The following is a 25356-nucleotide window of genomic DNA, read 5'->3' as shown; positions in this document are numbered from 1 at the left end:
GCAGCTCGTTTTCGCGGCCCGGCTTCAAATCAAAACTTGGGTGTCAAAGATTGGTGACGGCCAAGACCTCTTCCAAAGAGGTAACGCCCAGCTTCACCTTGTCCAGACCAGATTCGCGCAAAGACTTCACCCCTTCAAGCTTGGCTTGCGCTGCGATATCCAGCGCACTGCCATCGCGCAAAATAATTTGTTGCTGTGCTTCGCTGATCGGCATTACTTGGTAGATACCGACACGGCCTTTGTAGCCGTTGTTGCAAGCACTGCAGCCGACCGCTTTGTAAGGCACCCATGTGCCATCGAGCTGATCGCTTGCATAGCCTGCTTCGAGCAGCGTTTCGTGGGGCACCTCGTGGGGTTGCTTGCATTGCGGGCACAAACGCCGCGCCAAGCGCTGCGCAGTAATCAAAATGACGCTGGATGCGATATTGAAGGGGGCAATGCCCATGTTGCGCATCCGCGTGAGGGTAGTCGGCGCATCGTTGGTGTGCAACGTGGATAGCACCAAGTGTCCGGTTTGCGCGGCTTTGATGGAGATGTCGGCAGTCTCCAGGTCGCGAATTTCGCCGACCATGATGACGTCAGGATCTTGGCGCAAGAAGGACTTCAATGCCGTCGCAAAAGTGAGGCCGGCCTTTTCATTGACGTTGACTTGATTGACCCCCGGCATATTGATTTCAGACGGATCTTCTGCTGTTGAGATGTTGACACCGGGTTTGTTCAGCAGGTTCAAACAACTGTAGAGGGATACGGTTTTGCCAGAGCCTGTGGGTCCAGTCACCAAAATCATGCCGTAGGGGCGCTGAATGGCGTCGAGCAGGCGTTTTTTTTCATCGGCTTCATAGCCCAGAGCATCGATCCCCATCTTGGCACTGTTTGGATCCAAAATACGGATCACGATTTTTTCGCCAAACAGCGTGGGAAGTGTGGAGACACGAAAGTCAATCACGCGGTCGGCGCCCACCTTGAGCTTCATGCGGCCATCTTGCGGAACGCGTTTTTCAGAAATGTCCAGGCGAGAGATAACCTTGATGCGTGATGCCAGCTTTTCCTTGATAGCAATGGGGGGCGAGGCAATTTCGCGCAACTCTCCATCAATACGAAAGCGTACGCGGTAGGTGTGCTCGTAAGGTTCAAAATGCAAATCGGATGCGCGCATATTGAACGCATCAATCAGCATTTTGTGCAAAAACTTGACGACCGGGGCATCTTCAACCTCGGAGGCGCCTACGTCTTTTTCTTCGTTCTCAGGGATGTCTTTGATGTCATCGAACTGAAAATCACCATCGGCACTGAAGGTATCTAGTGCTTCTGTCACGCTCTTGGTGCTGGATTCGACGAGACGAAGCAACTTGTCGTGTTCTACGATGACCCAGTCCACACCCATTTGGGCGGTAAATTTGATTTTTTCCGCAGCCTCCTTGTCAGAGGGGTCTGCGGTTGCGACGACTAAGCGGTTACCCCGTTTGAGCAGTGGTAGTACTTTGTGCGTAGCGCACAACTTGGCGTCAAGCAGATCCTTTGGTAGCCGCGCAGGGTCTACCGCATCCAAGTCCAGCAAAGGTGTGCTGAAAATATGTGCAATGCAATGTGCCAAATCGATGGCTGGCAGGCGTCCACTGGCAACCAACTGTGCCACAAAGCTATTTTTGCTGGCACTGGCTTTGTGGGAAATTTCCTGCGCAGCAGCCTCGGAAAGATGCCCTGCGCTGACCAAGGCGCGGGCCAAGCCCGCAAGTGGAGTGGTCATAGTGGACGTGAGGGTGTGAGCAGTTGTAGCAGCAGTCATTGCCCAAGCATGGGAGTTTTGTTTATGTGATGCGAGCATCATCCCCGATAGCGAAGACGCTGTATAGATGTAAAAAGCCTGCAGGAGCAGGCTTTTTCACTAGGTTTGACGTGCTAGGTATAAAACGCACGTACCTTTGCTTACATGGTCATGTGCGTCGCAACAACAGTTGTGCGGCCAGTTGCTCCATGGCTTGCGTGAAAGGATTGGTGGGTAGCATCTCCAGTGCGGCGATGGCGCGCATGGCTTCGTCATGCGCAGCTTGGCGGGTTGCGTCAAGTGCTCCGGTCGTCTTCACAATTTGCAAAATACTCTGCAACTGATCGGTGGAGCCTTGCTCAATCGCTTGACGTACGATCTCCGCATCGGTGGCGTTGGCCCGTTGCATGGCAATGATGAGAGGGAGTGTGCACTTGCCTTCGCGTAAGTCATCGCCTAGGTTTTTGCCCATTTCATGGGCGTCGCCGTCATAGTCTAAAACGTCGTCGATGATCTGAAAGGCCGTGCCCAATGCTTGGCCAAAAGTGGCGCAAGCCGCTTCTACTGCGGGCGAAGTATTGGCCAAAATGGCTGCAATTTGGGTGCTGGCCTCAAACAACTTTGCGGTTTTAGAGCGAATGACGTGCAAATACCCGTTTTCATCCAGGGATGCGTCGTGGGTGTTGATGAGTTGCTGCACTTCACCTTCGGCAATGATGTTGGTGGCATCTGACAGCACTTGCAAGATGCGCATATTGCCTGCTTCCACCATCATCTGAAAGGAGCGGGTGTGCAAGAAGTCGCCCACCAGCACACTGGCCGGATTGCCAAACGACTCATTGGCGGTTGGGCGGCCACGGCGCATTGTGGACTCATCCACCACATCGTCATGCAGCAAGGTGGCGGTATGGATCAATTCCACCACGGCTGCCAGCAAATGCTTGTGAGGATGGCTGTTGCCCAGCGCGTTGCTCACCATCAACAGCAGCGCGGGGCGCAAACGCTTGCCGCCCGCCGCAATGATGTAGTGGGAAATCTGACCGATGAGGGGGACACTGGTTGTCAGGCGCTGTGCAATGACACGGTCCATCGCCTGCATGTCTTCGGCGATCAGAGCGAGGGGGTTGGAAGTAAGAGTTGCTGTATTCAAGGTAATGCCACCAAGAGAGTGGCCAATTATAGGAAGAGCCACTCGATATCCTAGTCGGAATAAGGTTGGGGGCTTGGGCGGCAATAGATGTTTGTGCGTACAATAGTCGGCTTCCGTAGAAAATCGTCTGCGGAGACTCAAGAATCGAAAGAGGTTTACATGTACGCGGTCATAAAAACCGGCGGCAAACAGTATCGTGTTGCTGCTGGCGAAAAAATCAAGGTAGAACAGATTGCTGCGGACGTAGGCCAGGAAATCGTGATCGACCAAGTTTTGGCAGTCGGCAACGGCGCAGAACTGAAGGTTGGCACTCCCCTGGTGTCCGGCGCAACTGTGAAGGCAACGATTGTTGCTCACGGCAAGCACGACAAAGTACGCATCTTCAAGCTGCGTCGTCGTAAGCACTACGCTAAATCCCAAGGCCATCGCCAGCAGTTCACAGAGCTGCAAATCGTGGCGATTGCTGCTTAATTCTGAAGGAGCTAAGTCATGGCACAGAAAAAAGGCGGCGGCTCTACGCGCAACGGACGTGACTCCAAGCCAAAAATGCTGGGTGTGAAGGCCTTCGGTGGCGAGTTGATCAGCGCAGGCTCGATCATCGTGCGCCAGCGTGGTACCAAGTTCCACCCCGGCACCAACGTCGGTATCGGCAAGGATCACACTTTGTTTGCTTTGGTGGACGGCCACGTGTCTTTTGACACCAAGGGCGCTCTGTCCAAGCACACGGTCAGCATCACGCCTGCTGCTTAATTAGCACAAGCGTCAGCTGACACACACAAAGCCCCGATGCGTCGGGGCTTTGTTGTTTTTTGAAGCAGAGTGGGTAATGCCCCTTTGCAGCAGGCCAAGCCAATGCTTGGCTTATGCTTTCAGACCGGCACCGTGGGTGCTCGTCTCTCTAATGAATCACGGAAAAGCCTCATGAAGTTCGTCGATGAAGCCTATATTGAAATTGCCGCCGGCGATGGTGGCAATGGCGCAGCCACGTTCCGCCACGAAAAATACAAGGAATTCGGCGGACCCGACGGTGGTGACGGTGGCCGTGGTGGCCACGTCTATGCCATGGCTGATGTGAATTTGAATACGCTCATTGACTACCGTTACTCCCGGCGCCACGAAGCGCAGCGCGGTGAAAACGGTATGGGCAATGACATGTTTGGTGCAGCCGGTAAAGACATTACGCTGCGCCTGCCTGTGGGTACGATCATTTCGGATGAAGAAACCGGTGAAGTGCTACATGAGTTGCTGACAGCTGGCGAAAAGATCATTTTGGCCAAGGGCGGTGACGGCGGTTTTGGTAACTTGCGCTTCAAAAGCGCCATCAACCGTGCACCCCGCCAGAAAACCCCAGGTCGCGCCGGGGAGCGTTTCGCGCTGAAGCTGGAGTTGAAGGTGCTGGCCGATGTAGGTCTGCTGGGGATGCCTAATGCCGGCAAGTCCACGTTTATCTCGTCGGTGTCCAATGCACGCCCCAAGATTGCGGACTATCCCTTCACGACCTTGCACCCCAATCTGGGCGTGGTGCGTGTGGGCCCAGAGCAAAGCTTTGTGATTGCCGACATTCCAGGGCTGATCGAAGGTGCATCCGACGGTGCGGGCCTGGGTCACCAGTTCCTGCGTCATTTGCAGCGCACACGCTTGCTGCTGCACATTGTCGATCTGGCACCGTTTGACGATGGCATAGACCCGGTGGAACAGGCCAAGGCGATCGTCCAAGAGCTCAAAAAATACGACGAAGAGCTCTACAGCAAGCCGCGCTGGCTGGTGCTCAACAAGCTGGACATGATCCCGGTCGAAGAGCGCGCCGCCAAGGTCAAAGACTTTGTGAAGCGCTTCAAGTGGAAGGGGCCCGTGTTTGAGATCTCGGCGTTAGCGCGCGAAGGCACCGAGCGTTTGGTGCAAGAGATCTTCAAGCACGTGCATGTGGTGCAGCAGGCAGAGCAGCCCCAAGAAGCAGAGTACGATCCACGTTTTGCTGGCGGTTCGCCAGAGTAAAACGCAGTCTTTCTGCTTCTTGATTGATAGCTTCTGGCGCTTGCTGCATAAGCGTTAGAGGCCTAAAAAGCTTTAAATCATGTCTTCCCGTGTTTTGCAAGATGCACGCCGCATCGTGGTCAAGGTCGGCTCCAGTTTAGTGACCAATGAGGGGCGTGGCCTCGATGAAGCTGCGATTGAAGAGTGGTCGCGCCAGTTGGCAGCCCTCGTGCATGGTGATGACGGGGTTCGCCGCGAGGTGATCATGGTCTCCAGCGGCGCCGTGGCAGAAGGCATGAAGCGTTTGGGTTGGGCCACCCGCCCCAAAGAAATTCATGAGTTGCAAGCAGCCGCTGCCGTAGGCCAGATGGGCTTGGTGCAGATGTATGAAACCAAGCTGCGCAACCACCACGTGGGCAGTGCGCAGGTCTTACTCACCCATGCGGACTTGGCCGATCGCGAGCGCTATCTGAATGCGCGCTCTACCTTGCTGACCTTGCTCAAGCTGGGCGTAGTGCCGGTGATCAACGAGAACGACACCGTGGTCAACGACGAAATCAAGTTCGGCGACAACGATACCTTGGGCGCACTGGTCGCTAACTTGGTGGATGCAGATGCCTATGTCATCTTGACCGACCAAAAAGGCCTGTACACCGCAGACCCGCGGCGCAACCCTGATGCGCAATTTGTGCATGAAGCGCAGGCGGGCAATCCGCAGCTGGAAGCGATGGCCGGCGGTGCAGGCTCCAGCGTGGGCACGGGGGGCATGCTGACCAAGATTTTGGCGGCCAAGCGTGCTGCAGGCTCGGGCACCTCCACCGTGATTGCCTGGGGACGTGAGCCTGATGCACTGCTGCGCCTGACCCGGGGCGAATCGATTGGTACTTTGCTGGTGGCGCCCACGCACAAAAACCAAGCGCGTAAGCAATGGATTCGCGATCACCTGCAAATGCGTGGTTCGGTCACCATCGATGCCGGTGCGGTGCTCAAGCTGCGCGAGGAAGGCAAGAGCTTGCTGCCCGTGGGCATGGTGGCGGTGGACGGCGACTTTTCACGCGGCGATGTGATTGCTGTGCGCGATGCGGAGGGCAAGGAAATTGCGCGCGGTTTGGCCAACTATTCCAGCGCCGAAGCCCGTTTGCTGTGCAAGCATGCATCTTCTGAAGTGGAGCAGTTGCTGGGCTACTGTGGCGAGCCAGAGATGGTGCACCGTGACAATATGGTGGTGCAGCACTGAGGCTGCGCGCGTGCGCTAATCCGTTTGGCAGCCATAAAAAAATCCCGCTGTGCAGCAAGGCAAGCGGGATTTTTTGATTTACCGATTATTGACTTCGTTTTGCGGGTCTGGGTCAAAACTGGCACCGGGCGGGAGTTCCATACCAGGGTTTTGAAGCAGGCCATGACTGCGCAGGGGCTGTGCCGTGCGTGGCGCAGGTTGCGAGGGATCTTGGCCATCGCGTGGCCGCATGCCACTGCGCAGATAGCGGTTGCGCTGTTGCTCGGAGCGGGGTATGTAGCGGGCCAACTCAGTGAGTGCCATTTCATAGACACCCCGTTTGAACTCCACCACCACATCCAGTGGCACCCAGTAATCGTTCCAGCGCCAAGCGTCGAACTCTGGGTGGTCGGTAGCGCGCAGGTTCAAGTCCCAGTCTTGGCCGAGCAGCTGGAGTAAAAACCAAATCTGCTTTTGCCCCTTGTAATGACCACGCGCATCACGGCGTATGTAACGATCTGGCACCTCGTAGCGCAACCAGTCCCTTGTTCTTGCTACCACGCGAACGTGGTTGGGCATGAGACCCACTTCTTCATGCAATTCCCGGAACATGGCTTGCTCAGGGGTTTCACCCCGATCAATACCGCCTTGCGGAAACTGCCAGCTGTGGGTGCGAATGCGTTTGCCCCAGAACACCTGGTTCTTCTGGTTGAGCAGGATGATGCCGACGTTCGGGCGAAATCCGTCCCGGTCAAGCATAATCGAACCCCAATTTATATATTGCGTTCATTATGCATGGCCCCTTGTGATCGACAAGCGGGCCATGCCTATTTCCACTGAATTGCCAGTTCCATGAAAGCCTCCCAATTTCTTATCTCCACCCTCAAAGAAGCTCCGGCCGATGCCGAAGTGGTCAGCCACAAGCTCATGACGCGGGCTGGCATGATCAAAAAGCTGGGTGCAGGCATCTACAACTACATGCCCATGGGCTTGCGCGTGATCCGCAAGGTGGAAGCCATCGTGCGCGAGGAAATGAACCGTGCTGGTGCCATTGAGGTGACCATGCCCGTGGTGCAGCCCGCCGAGCTGTGGCAGGAAACCGGCCGCTTTGAGAAGATGGGCCCTGAGCTGCTGCGCATCCAGGATCGCCATGGCCGCGACTTTGTGATTCAGCCCACTTCCGAAGAGGTGGTGACCGATATCGCGCGCCAGGAGTTCAAGAGCTACAAACAGCTGCCCAAGAACCTGTACCAAATTCAGACCAAGTTCCGCGACGAGCGCCGCCCCCGCTTTGGCCTGATGCGTGGTCGCGAGTTCATCATGAAGGACGCCTATTCCTTCGACAAAGACCGCGACAGCGCACAGATCAGCTACCAGACCATGCGCGAAGCCTACAAGCGCATCTTTGACCGCTTTGGTCTGCAGTACCGCGCCGTGCGTGCCGATTCGGGCGCCATCGGCGGTGACCTGAGTGAAGAGTTCCAGGTGATCGCTTCCACGGGTGAAGACGCCATCGTCTACTGCCCTAACAGCGACTACGCCGCCAATATCGAAAAGGCCGAGTGCCTGCCGCCAGCTGGCCCCCGCCCTGCGGCGACCAAGGCCATGGAAAAGGTGGCGACCCCCGGCAATAGCACCTGCGAAGCCGTGGCGGCGCAGTTGGGCTTGCCGCTGAGCCACACCGTGAAGTCGCTGGTGCTGGCTACTGATGAGACCAATGAAGCGGGCGAAATCGTCAAGACCCAGGTCTGGCTGCTGCTGTTGCGTGGCGACCATGAAATGAACGAGATCAAGGTCTGCAAGGTCGAGGGCCTGGCGGGCTTCCGTTTTGCTACCGTGGGCGAGATTGAAGCGCACTTTGGCTGCAAGCCCGGCTACTTGGGCCCCATCGGCCTGAAGCAGCCCGTGAAGCTGGTGGTGGACCGTGAAGTGGCTGTGATGGCCGACTGGGTCTGCGGTGCCAACGAGGAAGACTTCCACATCACTGGCGTGAACTTTGGCCGTGACCTGCCCGAGCCCACCGTGGTGGCCGACCTGCGCAATGTGGTGGCGGGCGACAAGTCCCCCGACGGCGCGGGCGAGCTGGCCATTGAGCGCGGCATTGAAATTGGCCACGTCTTCTATCTGGGCACCAAGTACTCCCAGGCCATGAACGCCACCTTCCTGGGTGACAACGGCAAACCCCAGCACTTCGAAATGGGCTGCTACGGCATTGGCGTGACTCGCCTGCCTGCAGCGGCTGTCGAGCAAAACCATGACGAGCGCGGCATGATCTGGCCCGATGCCATCGCGCCGTTCACCGTGGTGATCTGCCCCATCGGCATGGGCCGCAGCGAAGCCGTGAAGGCCGAAGCGGAAAAGCTGTACGCCGAACTGCTGGCACTGGGCGTGGACGTGATTCTGGACGACCGCGACGAGCGCCCTGGCGCCATGCTGGCCGATTGGGAACTGATTGGCGTGCCCCACCGCGTGGTGCTGGGTGACCGAGGCTTGAAGGAAGGCGTGGTGGAATACCAAGCCCGCCGGGATACCGAGGCCACCAAGATTGCACCTAGCGATGTGCTGGCCCACCTCAAGGCCAAGCTGGGCTTGTAATTAGCCGCAGCGCCACACAAAAGGCAGCTTTGGCTGCCTTTTTGCATTGATGGCAGCCAAGAACTGCGCCACACTGCGTGCTGCAAAGCCCATAACAACGACCGCATCACACACCATGAGGGAAGTCCCCCACCGAATCTGTACGCGCCGCCAATGGCTGGGGGCGCTGTCTGCCTGCGCGGCCAGCGTGGCTGCGCCTGCATGGGCTGGGGCGCAGTTGGAAGAACCGCTGGCCGATTCTGTGCGCAGTGCCTTGAGTGCGGCCGTGGGGGATTTGGCGCCGCCTGAGCCGGTGTTCGTCTCTACGGACGCACGCATCGCGTATCTGCGCTGGCTCACCACCATGAGCGACAGGCTGCATCGCCGCATTCCCGATTGGGAGGTGCGCCGTGATTTTCTGCAGACCGTGTGGTACGAGGCCAAGCGTGCGGGGCTGGAGGTATCGCTGGTGCTGGGGCTGATTCAGGTGGAAAGCGGTTTTCGCAAGTTTGCGGTGTCAGTGGCGGGGGCGCGTGGCTATATGCAAATCATGCCGTTTTGGACGCGCGTGATTGGCGATGGTGATGCGGGCAAGCTGTTTCACATGCAGACCAATCTGCGCTTTGGCTGCGTGATCTTGCGCCACTATCTGGAGCGTGAGCGGGGGGATCTGTTCATGGCGCTGGGGCGCTACAACGGCAGCCGCGGCAAAGACAAATACCCTAGCCTGGTGCTGGGTGCGCAAAAGCAGTGGATGTTTGATGCGAATGCACCGCGCCCAGTCTGAGGTGCCAGCCGATCGCGCTGCCGGGCTGGGCGGGCAGCGCTATTCATAATGTGAGCGGTTGGCGCTTAAAAACAAAGGGATTCAGAGCTTTTATGCTCTGAATCCCTTTGTTTATCTGCGCAAGCAGCTCTGTTTTTAACAGCGCCTCAAGGCACGCTGGGGGTCTCGGCAGAGGGCGTAGTGGCTGTGACCGCTGGGTTGGGCTGCGCCGCTGGCTCTGCCGATGCCGCCGTTACCTGTGCCTCTGGGGCAGGCGCGGATGCCGGATGGGCCGCAGGCCCGGTGGCCACAACGGCGGCCACTGCCGACAAGGTGGAAGCTGGGTGGGGCTGCTGGTGCGACACCACCGCCTCCCCTTCTTGCATGCGCGTGACCAGCACCTGATCGATGCGGTAGCTGTCCACGTCCATCACTTCAAAGCGATAGCCGCCCCAATCCACGCGGTCGGTGCGCCGTGGCACGCGGCGCAGCATTACCATCAAAAAGCCCGCCAGCGTCTCGTATTCCTCTTCGTTGGGCAGGGCGGCCAAGTCCAGAGAGCGCATCACGTCGTCGATGGGGGTGATGCCGTCGATCAGCCACGAGTTTTCATCGCGCTGAATGATTTGCTCCTCATCGTCGGGCGATACCAGATCGCCCATCACCGTACTCATCACGTCGTTCAGCGTCACCACGCCGACCACCAGGCTGTATTCGTTCAAGATGGCGGCAAAGTCTTCGTGGGCTTGCTGGAACTGGTCGAGCACCTCGGCCAGCGTCAGCTTGTCCGGCACCATCAAGATTTTGCGGATCAGGCTGTCGTCTTGCAACGAAATGGGCTGGTTGTTGAGCACACGCTGGAACAGGTCTTTGGCGTCCACATAGCCCACGATGTGGTCGATGTCGCCATCGCACACTGGGTAGGTGGAGAACGGCTCCTCGGCAATGCGCGCCCGGATCACCTGGTCCGGGTCGTCACGCAGAAAGTAGGCAACGCTGTCGCGCTGCGTCATGGCCGATGCCACCGTGCGCGTGTCCAGCTCGAAGATGTTGGCAATCGCCTGTTGCTCGCGCTCGGCCAGCACACCCGCACGGGCACCGGCCTCGGTCATGGCCAAGATATCGTCCGAGGTGATTTGCTCATCGCGCTTGTCGGGCAGGCCCAGCAAGCGGATGAGGGCGTCGGTCAGGCGGCCGTAGAACCACACCACCGGCTTGAAGAAGGTGATGCACAGCTGCATCGGGCCCAGCACGCGCAGCAGCAGCGCCTCGGGCTCGATCATGCTCAGGCGGCGCGGCAGCAAGTCCGCAAACAAGATGAACAGTGAGGTGATGACAAAGAAGGACAGTACCGAGCCCAGGTGCTGTGCCGAGCTCTCTGGCATCCACCAGGTCAAGATACCTGCCAGCGTGGTACTTAAAGCGCTTTCACCCACGATACCGCCCAAAATGGCGATGGCGTTTTGGCCCACTTGTACCACGGTGAAGTAGTCGCCGGGTTGCTCTTGCAGCTGGATGGCTTTTTCTGCACGGGGGTCGCCTTCGTCGGCCATCTGTCGCAGACGCAGACGGCGGGAAGCGGCCAAGGAAATCTCGGCCACGGCTACGAAGGCGCTGGCAGCAATCAGCAGCGCAATGATGAGCAGGCTTTGGGTGAGCGTCATAAGTCAGTGGGATGGCAGGTGACGGCCGAATGTCACCATTGTGCATGCCTCCTTCGCATGCAGGCATCAGGATTGCCTCGTACCGCTGCCCTGCGGCCGAGAACGAAAAAACCGCCCCTGTGGGCGGTTTTGGATAAAGCAGGGGCCATGCCAGCCGAACTGGTCATTGGGGTTGGCAGTGGTCCCAAAGTGTGCATCTGGCGCGGATCAGGCCTGGCCGTTGATCACTTGTTGCAACTCGCCCGATTCGTACATCTCCATCATGATGTCCGAGCCGCCGATGAATTCGCCCTTGATGTACAGCTGGGGAATGGTGGGCCAGTTGCTGTAGTCCTTGATGCCTTGGCGAATTTCCTGGTCTTCCAGTACGTTCACGGTGGCAATAGCCTTGGGCTCGACGCCGCAAGCCTTCAAAATTTGAATGGCACGGCCCGAGAAGCCGCACATGGGGAAGCTGGCGCTGCCCTTCATGAACAGCAGGATGTCGTTGTTTTTGACCAGTTGGTCAATGCGTTGTTGTACGTCGCTCATGGAGATCTCCTTGCAGGGGAGCCAGGGTTTGCGCAACCCGGCAATCCTGTCGATTATTTCACTGTATTGGCTGCCGCGGCAGATTCCGGGATTTGACCGCCCGTGCAGCGGTCCATAACTGCCAGATCCTGGCGGCTGTGCACCTGCGTAAAACCTGCCGTGCGCAGCAGGGACTGCACATCGGCGGCCTGATCCCAGCCATGCTCCAGCAGCAACCAGCCACCTGCTTTCAGGTGCGCAGGCGCCTGGGCAATGATGGTGCGGATATCTTGCAGCCCATCCTCGCCACTGGTCAGCGCATGGCGCGGCTCATGGCGCAGCGCAGGCATGTGTTCGTCCGCTTCGCGAATGTAGGGCGGGTTGCTGACGATGGCATCAAACACGCCGCCCACCTGCTCCAGCCAGGAAGACTGCACCAAGTGCACCGGCAACTGCAGGCGCCGGGCATTGGCGGCGGCCACATCGAGTGCATCCTGGCTGAAGTCCACCGCAGTCACGCTGGCGTCGGGGCGCTGGCTTTGCAGGGCCAGGGCAATCGCGCCGCTGCCCGTGCCTAAATCCAGAATGCGGGGTGAAACGGTTTTTTCAAGCACATCCAGCGCCCACTCCACCAGTGTCTCTGTGTCGGGGCGTGGATCCAGCACGCGGGCATCCACGTGCAGCGGCAAACCGAAAAATTCTTTGCAGCCTGTCAGGTAGGCCACCGGCACGCCGTCCAAGCGCTGCGCACACAGCGCTGCAAAACGCGACTGTTGCTCGGGCGTCAGCACATCGCTGTCGTGGGTGAGCAGCCAGGCGCGGCCCGCATTCGCTTGGCCCAGCACATGCAGCAGCAGCATTTGCGCATCAATGCGCTCCATCCCCTGGTGGTGGGCTTGGAGCAGGGCTTGCTGCAAAGTCAAAGAGGTATTCACTTTGTATAGCTGCTGGCGCAGGTGGAATAAGCGTTAGAGGGTGATTTTGCTGGTAAAGCTATCGGGCGTTGACTGGGCGGTTCTTAGGTATTCACTTCCAGCTCGGCCAGCAGTTCGGCCTCGCGCGCTTGCTTGAGCGCTTCAATCACATCGCCCAAATCACCTTCCATGATGTTGAGCAGCTTGTACAGCGTCAGGTTGATGCGGTGGTCGGTCAGGCGCCCTTGCGGGAAGTTGTAAGTGCGAATGCGGTCGCTGCGGTCGCCTGAGCCAATCAGGCCCTTGCGCAGTGCGGCTTCCTTGGCTTCGCGCTCTTTGCGTTCTTTTTCCTGGATGCGCGCTTGCAGCACCTGCAGGGCCTTGGCCTTGTTGCTGTGCTGGCTGCGGCCGTCCTGGCATTCGGCGACGATGCCCGTGGGAATGTGCACCACGCGCACGGCCGAGTCGGTCTTGTTGATGTGCTGGCCACCCGCACCGCTGGCGCGGAAGGTGTCAATGCGCAGGTCTGCGGGGTTGAGCGTGATGGCGGCGGTTTCATCGGGCTCGGGCATCACGGCTACAGTACAGGCGCTGGTGTGGATGCGGCCCTGGGTTTCGGTGGCAGGCACGCGCTGCACGCGGTGGCCGCCCGACTCAAACTTGAGTGCGCCATAGACGTTGTCACCCTCAATGCGCAGCACGATTTCCTTGTAGCCGCCAATTTCGTTTTCGTTGGCGCTCATGATCTCCACCTTCCAGCCCACATTGGCCGCGTAGCGGGTGTACATGCGGGCCACATCCCCCGCAAACAGGGCGGATTCGTCACCGCCCGTGCCGGCGCGGATTTCGACATAGGCGGGGCGTGCGTCGTCCGGGTCTTTGGGCAGCAGCAGGCGCTGCAGCTCGTCTTCCAACTGCAGCAGCGCGGCCTCGCCCTGGGCAATTTCTTCTTGCGCCATCTCGGCCATGTCGGGGTCGTCCAGCATCTCCCGGGCGGTGGCCATGTCGGCCTCGGTTTGCAGGTAGCGCTGGTAGCGGCCCGCCACGGCGGTCACATCCGCGTGTTCGCGCGAGATGGTGCGGTACTTTTGCATGTCGCCCATGATGTCTTCGCGCGAGAGCAAAAAGTCCAGTTCTTCAAGGCGCTGGGCGTAGCGCTCCAGCTGGGTGCGCAGAAATGGTTTCATGGTGGTGGTCAGAAAAAAGAATGCGCTACGTAAAGTATAGCTGTAAGCGCTTGCTAGATAAGCGCTAGAGGCATTTTTTGCTTTGAATGCAAAGCCGCGCAGAGAACGTAGCTAACGTTTGCCGGGGCGCAGAAACAGTTTGGAGACGGTGTCCAGGGTCTGGGCGCGTTCTTGCTCGCTGCCCTTGTGCAGGGCCGCCAAGGTGCCGTGCATCATTTTTTGCGTCAGGCCGCGCGACAGGGCGTCGAGCACGGCATCCACATCTTCGCCCTTGGCCAACAGTTTCTTGGCGCGGGCAATTTCGGCTTCACGCCAAGCATCGGTCTGGGCATTGAGCTGCTGGATGAAGGGCACCACGCCACCCTGGGCTCGCTGGTGCATCCACTGCATGAAGTTGCTCACCCCGGCGTCGATGATGACTTCGGCCTCGGCCACGGTGGCCTGGCGCTGGGCCTGGGCGGTGCGCACCACGCTGGCCAGATCGTCCACGGTGTACAGGTACACGTCGCGCAGGTCTTTGACCTCGGGTTCAATGTCGCGCGGCACAGCCAGGTCGACCATGAACATGGGGCGGTGCTTGCGCTTCTTCAGCGCCCGCTCAATCGCCCCCAGGCCAATGATGGGCAAGGTGGAGGCCGTGCAGCTGATGATGGCGTCGTACTCGTGCAGGTGCTCGGGAATCTCGGCCAGCGGCATCACGCTGGCGCCGATGCGCGCCGCCAGCTTTTCACCGCGCTCCATGGTGCGGTTGGCAATGGTGATGTGGGCGGGGTTTTTGGCCGCAAAGTGCGCGGTGGCGAGTTCAATCATCTCGCCAGCGCCCACAAACAGAATGCGAATTTGGCTCAGGTCTTCAAACAGCTGGCCCGCCAGGCGCACGGCAGCGGCGGCCATGCTGATGCTGTGCTCGCCAATCTCGGTGGAGCTGCGCACTTCTTTGGCCACCGCAAAGCTGCGCTGAAAGAGCTGGTTGAGCGTCGAGCCCAGGGCGCCTGCTTCTTCGGCCGCGCGCACGGCGTTTTTCATCTGGCCCAGAATCTGGGTTTCACCGAGCACCATGGAGTCCAGGCCCGAGGCCACGCGGAAGGCGTGGCGTGCGACGGAGCCTTCTTCCAGCAAGTAAGAGTGCGAGCGCAGCACATCGGTGCTGACGCCACCGGAATGGGCCAGCCAGCCCAGGGTGTGCTCCAATGCGGGCGCACCTGCAGCGCAGTAAATTTCGGTGCGGTTGCAGGTGGAGAGAATGGCGGTTTCCACCTCAGGGTGGCGCGTGGCACTGGAAAGTGCTTCGCGCAGTCCATGCAGCGTGGGTGCGATTTGGTCAATCGCAAACGCAAAACGGCCCCGTAAATCTAACGGTGCCGTGTTGTGATTGATGCCGAGTGCCCAGACTGCCATGCCTTGGATTATAAAATTTGTGCAGCATTTGCGCTGTCCTACCGATCAAAGACTTGATCTGTGTCATTTCTATGTCTGCACTTGACTTCCTGATTCACCTCACCAGCTTTGTGGCGCCGGCGGTTTTCCTCGCACTGGTGCTGGCTGCAGGCGCGCGCTTGGTGGGACGTCAGCGTGCGCATGTGCTGCCCTGGTATCACATGGCCAGTGTGAATGCGCTGCTGGGCATTTTGGTGCTGGCATTGGGTGTGGTGCTGCTGGGGCAAGACGGGCGCATGGGCACGTATGGCGTGTTGGTGCTGGCGATGGGCACATGCCAGTGGCTGATGTCAGGCGGCTGGCGCAGCTGACAGGCCAAGTGCTGTGCGTTGCTGGTCTGCCAATGCCTGCGCCAGCAACCACGCCTTGAAATCTTGCAAGGCATGCGACGCCGGGCGAGAGGCCGGCTGGCACAGAAAGTAGCCGCGCTCAATCTGGAACGGCCGGTGCACGGGAATGGCAATACGCCCGGCGGCCAAATCATCTTCAATCAAGCAGCGTTGCACCACGGCAATGCCCATGCCGGCAATGACGGCTTGCACCAGCATGCCAACCAGCTCAAAGTCGGCCGCCGGTGCAGGGTAGGGACCATCGCAGCCCATTTTTTCAAACCAGCGCGCCCAGTTGTCGGGGTAGTTGGTGTGGGCCAGCAGCGGGCGGCGCAGCAGGTCTTGCGGGCGATGCAGTACCAAAGCGTCTTGCGGCAGGCAAATGGGCACCAGGTCGCGCCCCACCAGATAGTCGGCCTGCAAGGTTTCGGGGAAGGGCTGACTGCCGATGCGGATCCAGGCATCAATATCGGGCGAAGTCAGCGGGTCGTCGCGCCGGTACGGGGCAAACGACAGCACCGTACCCGGGTGCTGGGCGTTGAAGTCAGGCAGGCGCGGAATCAGCCAGTGGCTGAACAGTGTGGGGGGCATGGACAGGCGCACGTGCCGCCCATCGCGCTTGCGGCGCATGGCCTGCGTGGCCGATTCAATCGTGAAAATGGCCGGGCCAATTGCATCCAGGTACTGGCGTCCGGCCGTGGTGAGTACGCTGCGGCGGCCTTGGCGCTCAAACACGGCAAAGCCCAGATGGGTTTCCAGGCGCGCAATCGCGCGACTGATGGCACCTTGGGTGACGTGCAGCGATTCAGCGGCCTGGGTGTAACTGCCCAGCCGCGCCGCCTCGGCAAAGGCGTGGAGTTCCGACAGAGAAGGGGATTGCATGCGCATGCCTGAATTATGACTTTTGGTAATGGGTGCTTGTTTTTTTGTCCCTTTTCACTGGCTGTCTTGTGGCCAAGAATGTGTGCTCATTACTCATACCATCGCACCCACCGAGGAGAAACCCTATGAATCTGCGTCGTACCCTGCTCTCGACCGTGGCCGCTGCTGCGGCATTGGCTGCCGTGGCGCCTGCTGCCTGGGCTGCTGACAACTACCCCAGCCGTCCCATCAAGTTGATCGTGCCGTTTGGTGCAGGTGGCTCGACCGATATCGTGGCGCGCCTGCTGGCCGACAAGATGGGGCCGATCTTGGGGCAGGCGGTGGTGATCGAGAACAAGGGCGGCGCGGGTGGCGCTATTGGTGCGGCAGAAATTGCCAAGTCGGCCCCTGACGGCTACACCATCGGCATGGCGACGGTGTCCACCCACGGAGCCAATCCAGCCATTGTGAGCAAGCTGCCTTACGACGCGAAAAAAGACTTCGCCCCCATCACCAATGTGATGGCGGTGCCCAGCGTGTTTGTGGTGCACCCCAGCGTGCCAGCCAAGACCATGCAAGAGTTCATTGCATTGGCCAAGAAGGAACCCGGCAAGTACAGCTTTGCCTCGCCCGGCACAGGCTCGCTGGGCCACGCCAATATCGAAAATTTCATGAACTTGGCGGGCATTGATCTGCTGCACATTCCCTACAAGGGCGCTGGCCAGGCGTTGAACGATGCCTTGGGCGGCCAGGTCAATGCCATGACGGACAACCTGTCCTCGTCGCTGACCAACATCAAGGCGGGCAAGCTGCGTCCGCTGGCGGTGCTGGCGCTCAAGCGCACCGAGCTGCTGCCCGATGTGCCCACCTACACCGAGCTGGGCTACCCCCAGATGGGTGATGGCGGCTGGTTCGGGCTGGTTGCGCCTGCTGGCACGCCCAAGGCCATCATCGACAAGCTGAATGCGGCCGCACACAAGGCCATGCAAGACCCCGGCTACCAGCAAAAGCAAAAAGACATTGCTGGCGAAGGTATGGCCAACACGCCTGAAGAGTTCTCCAAGCAAATCGACGCTGCGATTGCCCGCTACACCGCAGTGGCCAAGCGCGCCAACATCAAAATTGATTGATGCAAGACACGCTTGATTTTCTGAAGCCCCGCCCGGATGCCCCCGTACTGGTGCATCCGCCGCAGGGCGCGGTGCTGCCGCTGGTGTGCGACTCGCCGCACAGCGGCACCGCGTACCCTGCAGACTTTGGCTATGCCTTGCCCCTGGCGCTGCTGCGCCGGGGGGAAGACAGCTTGGTCGAGCAGCTGTGGCAGGCCTGGCCCGAGCACGGCGCAACGCTGATTGAGGCCACCTTTCCGCGCACCTACATTGACCCCAACCGCGAGGAAGATGACATCAACCCCGCCATGCTGGACGGTGCATGGCCCGTGCCTTTGCACCCCGGGCCCAAGACGCTGCAAGGTCTGGGGCTGGTGTGGGAGCAAGTCAACCAAGCGGGGCAAGCCACGCCGGTGTATGACCGCAAACTCAGCGTGGCTGAGGTCCAGCAGCGCATTGCGCACTACTGGAAGCCCTACCACGCGGCGCTGGCGCAAGCCATTCGCTGGAGCGTGGACCGCTTTGGCTGCGTGTGGCACCTCAACCTGCACTCCATGCCCAGTGATGTGTACCAGCGCCTGGGGTCGCCCGAAAAACACCTGGCCGACTTTGTGCTGGGGGATCGGGATGGCAGCACCTGCGACCCTGCGTTCATCCATCTCATTGGTGATGCCTTGCAGGCCCGGGGCTATAGCGTGGCCTATAACGAGCCTTACAAAGGTGTGGCGCTGATTGGCCGCATTGGCCAGCCCGCATATGGCCGCCACAGCCTGCAAATTGAAATCAACCGTCGCATCTATCTGGACGAAGCCACACGCTTGCCCAGCGCAGGTTTTGCGCCGCTGCAGCAAGACTTGCAAGGCGTGATGGCCGAAGTGGCAGAGTTTGTGCGCACAGCCAGTGGCTTGGAGCGCATGGGCTGAGTTGCTGCACCTCTACACCCACACCGCAACCGCTGCATTGGTGGTTGCGGTTTTTTTTATGGGTGCGTGGCGCGCTTGTCATCAATTTGTCACAAAAGTGTCATGAAAGCGGGCAAGCCCCAGCGCGGTGCAACGGTGCCTTTCCTAGAATCCGCCGACACGGCAGCTGCCGTGCAGCATTCTGGGAAGTGACCAGCGTGCTTTTCCTGGCTCAGCATAACGAGAGAGACACCATGAAACACATCGCGCGCGCAGGCGTGGCACTGGCTGCAGGGCTGCTGTTGGCCTTGGGGGCACAGGCCCAGAGCTTTCCCTCCAAACCCATTCGCATCGTGATGGGCTTTCCTGCCGGTGGCCCGCTGGACCAGCATGCGCGTTTGCTGGCAGACAAGCTGCAAACAGAGCTGGGCCAGACCATCGTGATGGACTACAAACCCGGTGCCGGCGGCACGCTGGGGGCGCAAGATGTCAAAAATGCGCCCGCAGATGGGCACACGCTGATGATTGCCAACACCGGGGTGATGGTGATCAACCCCGCGCTCTACCCCAAGTTGCCCTACCAGACCCTGCGCGACTTCACGCCGATTGCGCGCACAGCCATGCAGCCGCTGGCGCTGCTGGTGAGCAACAGCATGCCCACCAAGACCCTGCCAGAGCTCATCAGCTACGCCAAGGCCAACCCTGGCAAGGTGAACTTTGGCTCGGCGGGCAACGGCGGCATCAGCCATTTGGTGCCTGAGATGCTGAAGACTGCGGCGGGCATTGAGATGGTGCACATCCCCTACAAGGGCAGCGCGCCCGCCTTCACCGATTTGATGGGCGGCCAGGTGCAGTTCATGGCGGAGAGCATTCCGCAGGCCGCTGCTTATCACAAGCAGGGCAAGGTGCGTGCGCTGGCGGTGACCAGCAAGGAGCGCAACCCTGCGTTGCCTGAAATTCCGACGGCCATTGAAGCCGGTCTGAAGGGGTTTGAAGTGGTAGGCTTTTACGGCTTTCTGGCCCCGGCGGGCACTCCCCAGCCGGTGGTCGATCGCCTCAGCCAGGCCTTCCAGAAGGTGATGGAAAACCCCGAGCTGCGCGAGCGCATGGTCAGCCAAGGCGCCAATCCTGACTTCATGGGCGCCGCCCAGTTCAAGACTTTCCTGGAAGGCGAAATGCCGCGCTGGGCCGATGCGGTCAAGCGTTCTGGCACCAAGATGGACTGAGCAACGTAGCGCTGGTTCAGCGCTGGTTTAGTACCATTACCATTGCAGTCCCATCAAAAAAGGCCTTCCTGCGCAGGAAGGCCTTTTTTTTGATAGCTGATAGCGCTCGTTTAACAATGGTTTCCGATGCTTTTATATCTGAGAGTATTTATTGATAAGCGCTAGCAGCTACTTTTTTAGATGTGCTGGCCCGTTTGTGCAGGGCTGAACAGGTCCACACGGTCGGTGATGATGCCATCGGTTCCCAGGTCAATCAGGCGTTGCGCGGCCCATGCATCGTTGACGGTGTAGCTGCTGCAGCGCAGGCCCGCGCCGTGCACCTTGGCCACCAGTGCTTCGTCCCACAGCGCATGGTTGAGCACCATGGCGTGGCAGTCCAAGTCGGTGGCAATCTTCAGGTCCGCATCGCCCGTGCCATCGGCGAACTTGTCCACCAACAGGCCGCGTGGAATGTGCGGTGCCACTTCGCGTGCGCCTTGCAGGGCTTCGGGCTTGAACGAGGTGAACAGTGGCTGGGTGATGTCCTGGGGCCAGATGCGGTTCATCAGCGCACCACAGGCGCGGCCAGTCTCCAGTTCTTGGCCGGGCGTGGGCTTGATCTCTACATTCAAATCCAGATGGTTGGCCAAGCACCAGCGTGCCAGCGCTTCCAGCGTGGGCAGTGCTTCGCCTGCATACGCGCGCGAGTGCCAGCTGCCGGCATCGAGCTGGGCGATTTCGCCCATGGTCAATGCGCCGCCCACGCCGCTGGCGTTGGTGGTGCGATCCAGCGTGGCGTCGTGCATCAAAAACAGCACGCCGTCTTTGCTGAGCTTGGCATCGCATTCAAAAAAGCGGTAGCCATGCAGCGCACCCAGACGGAAGGCGCTGAGGGTGTTTTCAGGTGCCAGCTTGCCCGCGCCGCGGTGGGCTACCCAGCGGGGGTAAGGCCAAGGTTTTAAAGCAGTCGTCATGGTTAATCCAACAAAATTTTGCGGCTTCACACATTGCTGCGAGTTTGGAAGTGGGCACGCAAGTCACCACGATCCAAGCAGGAGACACCGAGGAAGGGCCGCCCCGCACCGAGGGTGTCGTCCCCCTCCCGCGTAGCCAGAGAGGGGGAAGCGGCAAAGCCGCTCAGGGGGTGTTTGAGATTTATACGCGCTTGCCAGTTTCAGCGTTGAACCAGTGCAAACGATCTTCGCGTGCGCTGATGTAGGCCGTCTCGCCAGGCTTGGGATAGGGCTTGCCTTCTTCCACGCGCACGGTCACGCTCTCACCGCCCACCTTGCCGTACAGCAGGCGCTCTGCACCCAGCAGTTCCACGGTTTCCACCTTGAACTCCACGCCACCTGCTTCCACCAGATCGATGTGCTCAGGGCGGATACCCAAAATCAAACCGGGCTTGCCGTTGGGCGCGTTTTTCAGCAGGTTCATGGGGGGCGAGCCGATGAAGCTGGCCACAAAGGTCGACGCAGGGGTGTGGTAGACCTCTTCGGGGGTGCCAAATTGCTCCACGTTGCCGCCGTTCATCACGACCATGCGCTGGGCCAGCGTCATGGCTTCGATCTGGTCGTGGGTCACGAACAGCGAGGTGATACCCAGCTCGGCGTGCAGCTTCTGGATCTCCAGACGGGTTTGGCCGCGCAGCTTGGCATCCAGGTTCGACAGCGGTTCGTCAAACAAAAACACCTGGGGCTGGCGCACGATGGCACGGCCCATGGCCACGCGCTGGCGCTGGCCGCCCGACAGTTGGCGGGGCTTGCGGTCGAGCAGGTGGCTCAGCTCCAAAATCTTGGCGGCCTTGTCTACGCGCTGCTTGATTTCCGCTTCGGGCACCTTGGCGAGCTTCAGGCCATAGGCCATGTTCTCGTAGTTGGTCATGTGCGGGTACAGCGCGTAGTTCTGGAACACCATGGCAATGTTGCGCTTGGCGGGCTCCAAGTCATTGACCTTTTTGTCGGCAATGATCAGGTCACCATCGGTGATTTCTTCCAGGCCTGCAATCATGCGCAGCAAGGTGGACTTGCCGCAGCCCGAGGGGCCTACCAGCACGACGAATTCGCCGTCCTTGATTTCGACGTTGATGCCGTGAATCACGGGGACAGCCGTCTTGCCGGTGCCGTAACGCTTGATGATGTTCTTTAAAGAGATGGATGCCATGACAGGTCTTCCAAGTATTCGTTCAATGGGTCAAAAGAAGGTGGATGGGGGCAATGGGGCGAGATTTACTTCTCGGTATCCACCAAGCCTTTGACAAACCACTTTTGCATCAGGATCACCACCAAGGTGGGGGGCAGCATCGCCAAGATGGCGGTGGCCATCACAATGTTCCAGTCCACAGCAGCTTCACCACCGGCCAGCATGCGCTTGATACCGATCACCACGGGGTACATGTCTTCCGAGGTGGTCATCAAGAGCGGCCACAGGTACTGGTTCCAGCCATAGATGAACTGGATCACAAACAGCGCAGCAATCGAGGTCTTGGACAGGGGCACCAAGATGTCCTTGAAAAAGCGCATGGCGCCTGCGCCGTCAATGCGGGCGGCTTCCACCAGCTCATCAGGGACAGTCAAGAAGAACTGACGGAACAAGAAAGTGGCCGTGGCCGAAGCAATCAGCGGCAGCGACAAACCGGCATAGCTGTTGAGCAGGCCCAGATCAGCCACCACTTTGTAAGTGGGCAAGATACGCACTTCCACGGGCAGCATCAACGTCAAGAAGATGGCCCAGAAGCACAGCATCTTGAAGGGGAAGCGGAAGTACACGATGGCAAACGCCGACAGCAAAGAAATGGCGATTTTGCCGACGGTGATGATCATGGCCACCACAAAGCTCACCCACATCATGTGCACGACGTTGGTGTTGGAGCCCAGCTTGCCGGAGCCCAGCAGTGCTTCTTTGTAGTTTTCCCACATATGCACGCCAGGCAGCAGCGGCATGGGGGATTGCACAATGTCAGACGCGGTGTGGGTCGAAGCGACCAGCGCCAGATACAGCGGGAAGGCAACAATCGCTACGCCGAGAATCAGCACGGCGTGCGACAGGATGTTCAGCCAGGGGTTGCGGTCAACCATGATCAGTACTGCACTTTCTTTTCAACATAGCGGAACTGGATCACGGTCAGTACAACCACGATACACATCAGGATCACGGACTGGGCTGCAGAGCCGCCGAGGTCCAGCGCCTTGAAGCCGTCTTGGTAGACCTTGTACACCAGGATCGAGGTCGACTGACCAGGGCCGCCCTGAGTGGCTGCGTCAATGATGCCGAAGGTGTCAAAGAACGCGTAGACGATGTTGATCACCAGCAAGAAGAAGGTGGTGGGCGACAGCAGGGGCAACTGGATGTTCCAGAAACGGCGCCAGGGGCCTGCACCGTCGATGGAGGCGGCTTCAATCAGCGCCTTGGGGATGGACTGCAGACCCGCCAGGAAAAACAGGAAGTTATAGGAAATTTGCTTCCACACCGACGCAATCACCACCAGCGCCATGGCCTGGTTGTCATTCATCAAGTGGTTCCATTCGTAGCCCAGCTTGCCCATGTAATAAGTCACCACACCGATGGAGGGCGAAAACATGAAGACCCACAGCACGCCTGCAATCACGGGCGCTACGGCGTAGGGCACGATCAGCAAGGTCTTGTAGACCATGGCGAAGCGGATGATGCGATCCGCAAAAATCGCCAGCACCAAGGAAACCGCAATACCAATGCCCGCCACCAGAACCGAGAACAGGGCGGTGCGCTTGAAGGACTCTAGGTACGTCCCATCTTGGAGCAGGTTGCGGAAATTATCGAGCCCGACCCATTCGGTAGAAAGACCGAAGGCATCTTCCATCTGGAAGGACTGCAAGACGGCTTGGCCGGCAGGCCAGAAGAAGAAAACAGCAATGATCAGCAGCTGGGGCATGATGAGCGCCCAGGGCAGCCATTGCGATCGGAAAAGTACGCGTTTTTCCATGATGGGTCACAAAATAAAAAACCGCCGGAGCGCTAAAGGCTGCGGAGGAAAGTGAGATGCATCGAGTGGTGTTTGCTTAATTCGCGTCAAAACGAATCAAGGCGAAACACTAGGTGTAATCGAATATGCGCGTATTGTGCCTAGCTGGCAGCCGCTGCGGCAAATTTGCAGCGGCTACCGTGTAACTCAGAAGGGTATTAGCCCTTCTGATCTCGCGGCTTACTTGCCGCCGTTAGCGCGCTCAAAGCGTGCCAGCAGTTCATCGCCACGCTTGACGATGTTGTCCAGTGCTTGCTTGCCGGACTGCTTGCCCGACCACACTTGTTCGAGTTCTTCGTCCTCGATGGTGCGAATCTGCACGTAGTTGCCCAGACGGATACCGCGCGAGTTGTCAGTCACCTTGCGGATCATCTGGTTCACTGCCACGTCAGTGCCAGGGTTCTTGGCATAGAAGCCCGACTTTTCGGTCAGCTTGAATGCTTCCATGGTCACAGGCAGGTAGCCGGTGCGCTGGTGCGAAGCGGCTTGGATTTCAGGCTGCGACAGGAATTCGAAGAACTTGGCCACGCCCTTGTACTCAGGGGCCTTCTTGCCAGCCATCACCCACAGCGAAGCGCCGCCGATCACGGTGTTCTGAGGAGCACCCTTGACGTCGTCGTAGTAAGGCAGAGGGGCCAGACCATAGGCGAACTTGGCGTTCTTGGAGACATCGCCGTAGAAGCCGGACGAGGTCTGGATCATGGCGCACTCACCCGCAGTGAACGAGGCCTGGGCTGTCGAGGCACGGCCCTTGTAGACAAACTCACCAGCCTTGGCTGCGGCAGACAGGTTGTCGATGTGCTTGACGTGCAAAGGCGAGTTGATCTTCAGGCGGGCCTTGTAGCCATCCTTGCCCAGACCGTTTTGGTGGGTTGCAAACTCCACGTTGTGCCAGGTGGAGAAGGACTCCAGCTGGGTCCAGCCTTGCCAGGCCAGGGTCATGGGGCAGCTGTGGCCCGATTCCTTGAGCTTCTTGGCAGCAGCGAACACTTCAGGCCAGGTCTTGGGCGCGGTGTCTGGCAAGCCAGCCTTCTTGAATGCGTCCTTGTTGTAATAGAAGATGGTCGTGGAGCTGTTGAAGGGGAAGCTCAGCATCTGGCCGTTGGGGGCGGTGTAGTAGCCAGCCACAGCGGGGATGTAGGCCGCGGGATCGAACTTGGCGCCCGCATCGGCCATGATCTTGCCCACGGGCACGGTGGCGCCCTTGGAAGCCATCATCGTGGCAGTGCCCACTTCAAACACTTGCAGGATGTGAGGAGCATTGCCCGAGCGGAACGCAGCAATCGCAGCAGTCATGGACTCGTCATACACGCCCTTGAAGGTGGGTACGACTTTGTATTCGCTTTGGCTTTCGTTGAATTGCTTGGCCAGATCGTTGACCCACTCGTTGTTCACGGCGGTCATCGAGTGCCACCACTGGATCTCAGTGGCTGCGTTGGCCGCACCCATCGTGGTTGCGGCGATCACCGCAGACAGGGCGATTTGCTTGTATTGCATGGAAAACTCCTCTACGTGTAGAAAACTAGTGCCTTCATCGTATGAACAAATGCGACACTTTTATGACAGTCATTTCCCTGTGTGGAGGGTTATGACCGGCGCACTGCGATATGTCCGTGCATGCCAAAGCACACTGGCAGGCCCATAGCAACAGTGGCGCCATTCTAGAAGCCAAGAAAAATTTGAAGCTTAGGATTGACGCGAATTTTTTTCTTTTTTGATGCTTTTTGCGCGCAATTGTGGTTTTTGCGTAGTGGCGAAAAGAGAACAAAACCATAGCGAGAAGTTTTTGGCAA

The 25356-nt window shown here is 59.0% G+C and carries 24 protein-coding genes; 10 read left to right on the top strand and 14 right to left on the bottom strand.

Going from position 1 to position 25356, the window contains the following annotated elements; translation table 11 throughout:
- Positions 1-43 precede the first annotated feature (43 nt).
- A complete protein-coding gene (gene pilB, locus B3R00_RS02515) occupies positions 44-1786 on the bottom strand; it encodes a type IV-A pilus assembly ATPase PilB (RefSeq protein ID WP_376747638.1) in 1743 nt (580 codons plus the stop codon).
- 148 nt (positions 1787-1934) lie between these two features.
- On the bottom strand, positions 1935-2864 hold the full coding sequence (locus tag B3R00_RS02510) for a polyprenyl synthetase family protein (protein WP_286997380.1): 930 nt from the start codon (positions 2862-2864) through the stop codon (positions 1935-1937).
- Between the two features lie 210 nt (positions 2865-3074).
- Here B3R00_RS02510 and rplU point away from each other — a divergent pair, with 210 nt between their 5' ends.
- The 4 genes from rplU (at position 3075) to proB (ending at position 6126) form a co-directional block, all read left to right on the top strand.
- Entirely contained in the window at positions 3075-3386 is a 312-nt protein-coding gene (gene rplU / locus B3R00_RS02505; RefSeq protein ID WP_174862979.1) for a 50S ribosomal protein L21, read from the top strand.
- Positions 3387-3404: 18 nt separating this feature from the next.
- Positions 3405-3665, top strand: a complete 261-nt coding sequence (rpmA, locus tag B3R00_RS02500; protein ID WP_042416998.1) for a 50S ribosomal protein L27 — start codon at positions 3405-3407, stop codon at positions 3663-3665.
- 171 nt (positions 3666-3836) lie between these two features.
- Positions 3837-4910 carry an Obg family GTPase CgtA gene (gene cgtA, locus B3R00_RS02495; RefSeq protein WP_286997238.1) on the top strand — a complete coding sequence of 358 codons (1074 nt, stop codon included), beginning with the start codon at positions 3837-3839 and terminating at the stop codon, positions 4908-4910.
- 79 nt (positions 4911-4989) lie between these two features.
- Entirely contained in the window at positions 4990-6126 is a 1137-nt protein-coding gene (gene proB / locus B3R00_RS02490) for a glutamate 5-kinase (protein WP_286997237.1), read from the top strand.
- 78 nt (positions 6127-6204) lie between these two features.
- Here proB and B3R00_RS02485 read toward each other — a convergent pair whose 3' ends face one another.
- Positions 6205-6864, bottom strand: a complete 660-nt coding sequence (locus B3R00_RS02485) for an RNA pyrophosphohydrolase (protein ID WP_286997236.1) — start codon at positions 6862-6864, stop codon at positions 6205-6207.
- Between the two features lie 93 nt (positions 6865-6957).
- Between B3R00_RS02485 and B3R00_RS02480 the strand changes: the two genes are divergently transcribed.
- Together B3R00_RS02480 and B3R00_RS02475 are read left to right on the top strand one after the other, a co-directional pair.
- Complete coding sequence (locus B3R00_RS02480; protein WP_286997235.1) at positions 6958-8700, top strand: proline--tRNA ligase; 1743 nt, start codon at positions 6958-6960, stop codon at positions 8698-8700.
- Between the two features lie 115 nt (positions 8701-8815).
- Complete coding sequence (locus B3R00_RS02475) at positions 8816-9466, top strand: lytic transglycosylase domain-containing protein (RefSeq protein ID WP_286997234.1); 651 nt, start codon at positions 8816-8818, stop codon at positions 9464-9466.
- A 146-nt stretch (positions 9467-9612) separates the two neighbouring features.
- Here the strand turns inward: B3R00_RS02475 and B3R00_RS02470 are convergent, their stop codons facing one another.
- From B3R00_RS02470 to hemA, 5 genes are all read right to left on the bottom strand, one after another.
- On the bottom strand, positions 9613-11109 hold the full coding sequence (locus tag B3R00_RS02470; protein WP_286997233.1) for a hemolysin family protein: 1497 nt from the start codon (positions 11107-11109) through the stop codon (positions 9613-9615).
- Positions 11110-11316: 207 nt separating this feature from the next.
- A complete protein-coding gene (grxD, locus tag B3R00_RS02465) occupies positions 11317-11640 on the bottom strand; it encodes a Grx4 family monothiol glutaredoxin (protein ID WP_174862984.1) in 324 nt (107 codons plus the stop codon).
- A 53-nt stretch (positions 11641-11693) separates the two neighbouring features.
- Entirely contained in the window at positions 11694-12554 is an 861-nt protein-coding gene (gene prmC / locus B3R00_RS02460; RefSeq protein ID WP_286997231.1) for a peptide chain release factor N(5)-glutamine methyltransferase, read from the bottom strand.
- 83 nt (positions 12555-12637) lie between these two features.
- On the bottom strand, positions 12638-13720 hold the full coding sequence (gene prfA / locus B3R00_RS02455) for a peptide chain release factor 1 (RefSeq protein WP_219163754.1): 1083 nt from the start codon (positions 13718-13720) through the stop codon (positions 12638-12640).
- A gap of 111 nt (positions 13721-13831) precedes the next feature.
- Positions 13832-15118, bottom strand: a complete 1287-nt coding sequence (hemA, locus tag B3R00_RS02450; protein ID WP_174862987.1) for a glutamyl-tRNA reductase — start codon at positions 15116-15118, stop codon at positions 13832-13834.
- A gap of 71 nt (positions 15119-15189) precedes the next feature.
- Here hemA and B3R00_RS02445 point away from each other — a divergent pair, with 71 nt between their 5' ends.
- The gene (locus tag B3R00_RS02445) at positions 15190-15468 is read left to right on the top strand and encodes a hypothetical protein (RefSeq protein ID WP_286997229.1); all 279 of its coding nucleotides are present in this window, start codon (positions 15190-15192) and stop codon (positions 15466-15468) included.
- Here B3R00_RS02445 and B3R00_RS02440 read toward each other — a convergent pair.
- Positions 15448-16374, bottom strand: a complete 927-nt coding sequence (locus B3R00_RS02440; protein WP_286997228.1) for a LysR substrate-binding domain-containing protein — start codon at positions 16372-16374, stop codon at positions 15448-15450. The two genes, B3R00_RS02445 and B3R00_RS02440, sit on opposite strands and share 21 nt — an antisense overlap.
- Before the next feature lie 119 nt (positions 16375-16493).
- On the opposite strand from B3R00_RS02440, the gene B3R00_RS02435 reads away from it, so the two are divergent.
- The 3 genes from B3R00_RS02435 (at position 16494) to B3R00_RS02425 (ending at position 19584) form a co-directional block, all read left to right on the top strand.
- Positions 16494-17477 (top strand): tripartite tricarboxylate transporter substrate binding protein BugE, encoded by a 984-nt coding sequence (locus B3R00_RS02435; RefSeq protein WP_284214089.1) that lies wholly within the window; start codon positions 16494-16496, stop codon positions 17475-17477.
- Positions 17477-18379 (top strand): N-formylglutamate amidohydrolase, encoded by a 903-nt coding sequence (locus B3R00_RS02430; RefSeq protein WP_286997227.1) that lies wholly within the window; start codon positions 17477-17479, stop codon positions 18377-18379. The genes B3R00_RS02435 and B3R00_RS02430 overlap by 1 nt, the downstream gene beginning before the upstream one ends.
- A 233-nt stretch (positions 18380-18612) precedes the next feature.
- Positions 18613-19584, top strand: coding sequence for a Bug family tripartite tricarboxylate transporter substrate binding protein (locus tag B3R00_RS02425; RefSeq protein ID WP_286997226.1), 972 nt, complete (start codon positions 18613-18615; stop codon positions 19582-19584).
- Between the two features lie 176 nt (positions 19585-19760).
- Here B3R00_RS02425 and ugpQ read toward each other — a convergent pair whose 3' ends face one another.
- The 5 genes from ugpQ to ugpB form a co-directional block, all read right to left on the bottom strand.
- Complete coding sequence (ugpQ, locus tag B3R00_RS02420; RefSeq protein ID WP_286997225.1) at positions 19761-20537, bottom strand: glycerophosphodiester phosphodiesterase; 777 nt, start codon at positions 20535-20537, stop codon at positions 19761-19763.
- 181 nt (positions 20538-20718) lie between these two features.
- Positions 20719-21726, bottom strand: coding sequence for a sn-glycerol-3-phosphate import ATP-binding protein UgpC (locus B3R00_RS02415; RefSeq protein WP_286997223.1), 1008 nt, complete (start codon positions 21724-21726; stop codon positions 20719-20721).
- A 65-nt stretch (positions 21727-21791) separates the two neighbouring features.
- Complete coding sequence (ugpE, locus tag B3R00_RS02410) at positions 21792-22640, bottom strand: sn-glycerol-3-phosphate ABC transporter permease UgpE (protein ID WP_284214086.1); 849 nt, start codon at positions 22638-22640, stop codon at positions 21792-21794.
- A gap of 2 nt (positions 22641-22642) precedes the next feature.
- Positions 22643-23524: a sn-glycerol-3-phosphate ABC transporter permease UgpA gene (ugpA, locus tag B3R00_RS02405; protein WP_219163763.1), complete on the bottom strand. Its 882-nt coding sequence runs from the start codon at positions 23522-23524 to the stop codon at positions 22643-22645.
- Between the two features lie 219 nt (positions 23525-23743).
- The gene (gene ugpB, locus B3R00_RS02400; RefSeq protein ID WP_284214085.1) at positions 23744-25060 is read right to left on the bottom strand and encodes a sn-glycerol-3-phosphate ABC transporter substrate-binding protein UgpB; all 1317 of its coding nucleotides are present in this window, start codon (positions 25058-25060) and stop codon (positions 23744-23746) included.
- Between the last annotated feature and the right edge of the window lie 296 nt (positions 25061-25356).

Source organism: Comamonas sp. UBA7840 (assembly GCF_002501455.1).
In the GTDB taxonomy this organism is placed as follows: Bacteria; Pseudomonadota; Gammaproteobacteria; order Burkholderiales; family Burkholderiaceae_C; genus Comamonas; species Comamonas jiangduensis.
The sequence above is the reverse complement of the archived record's forward strand: the minus strand, read 5'-3'. Positions and strand labels throughout refer to the sequence as shown.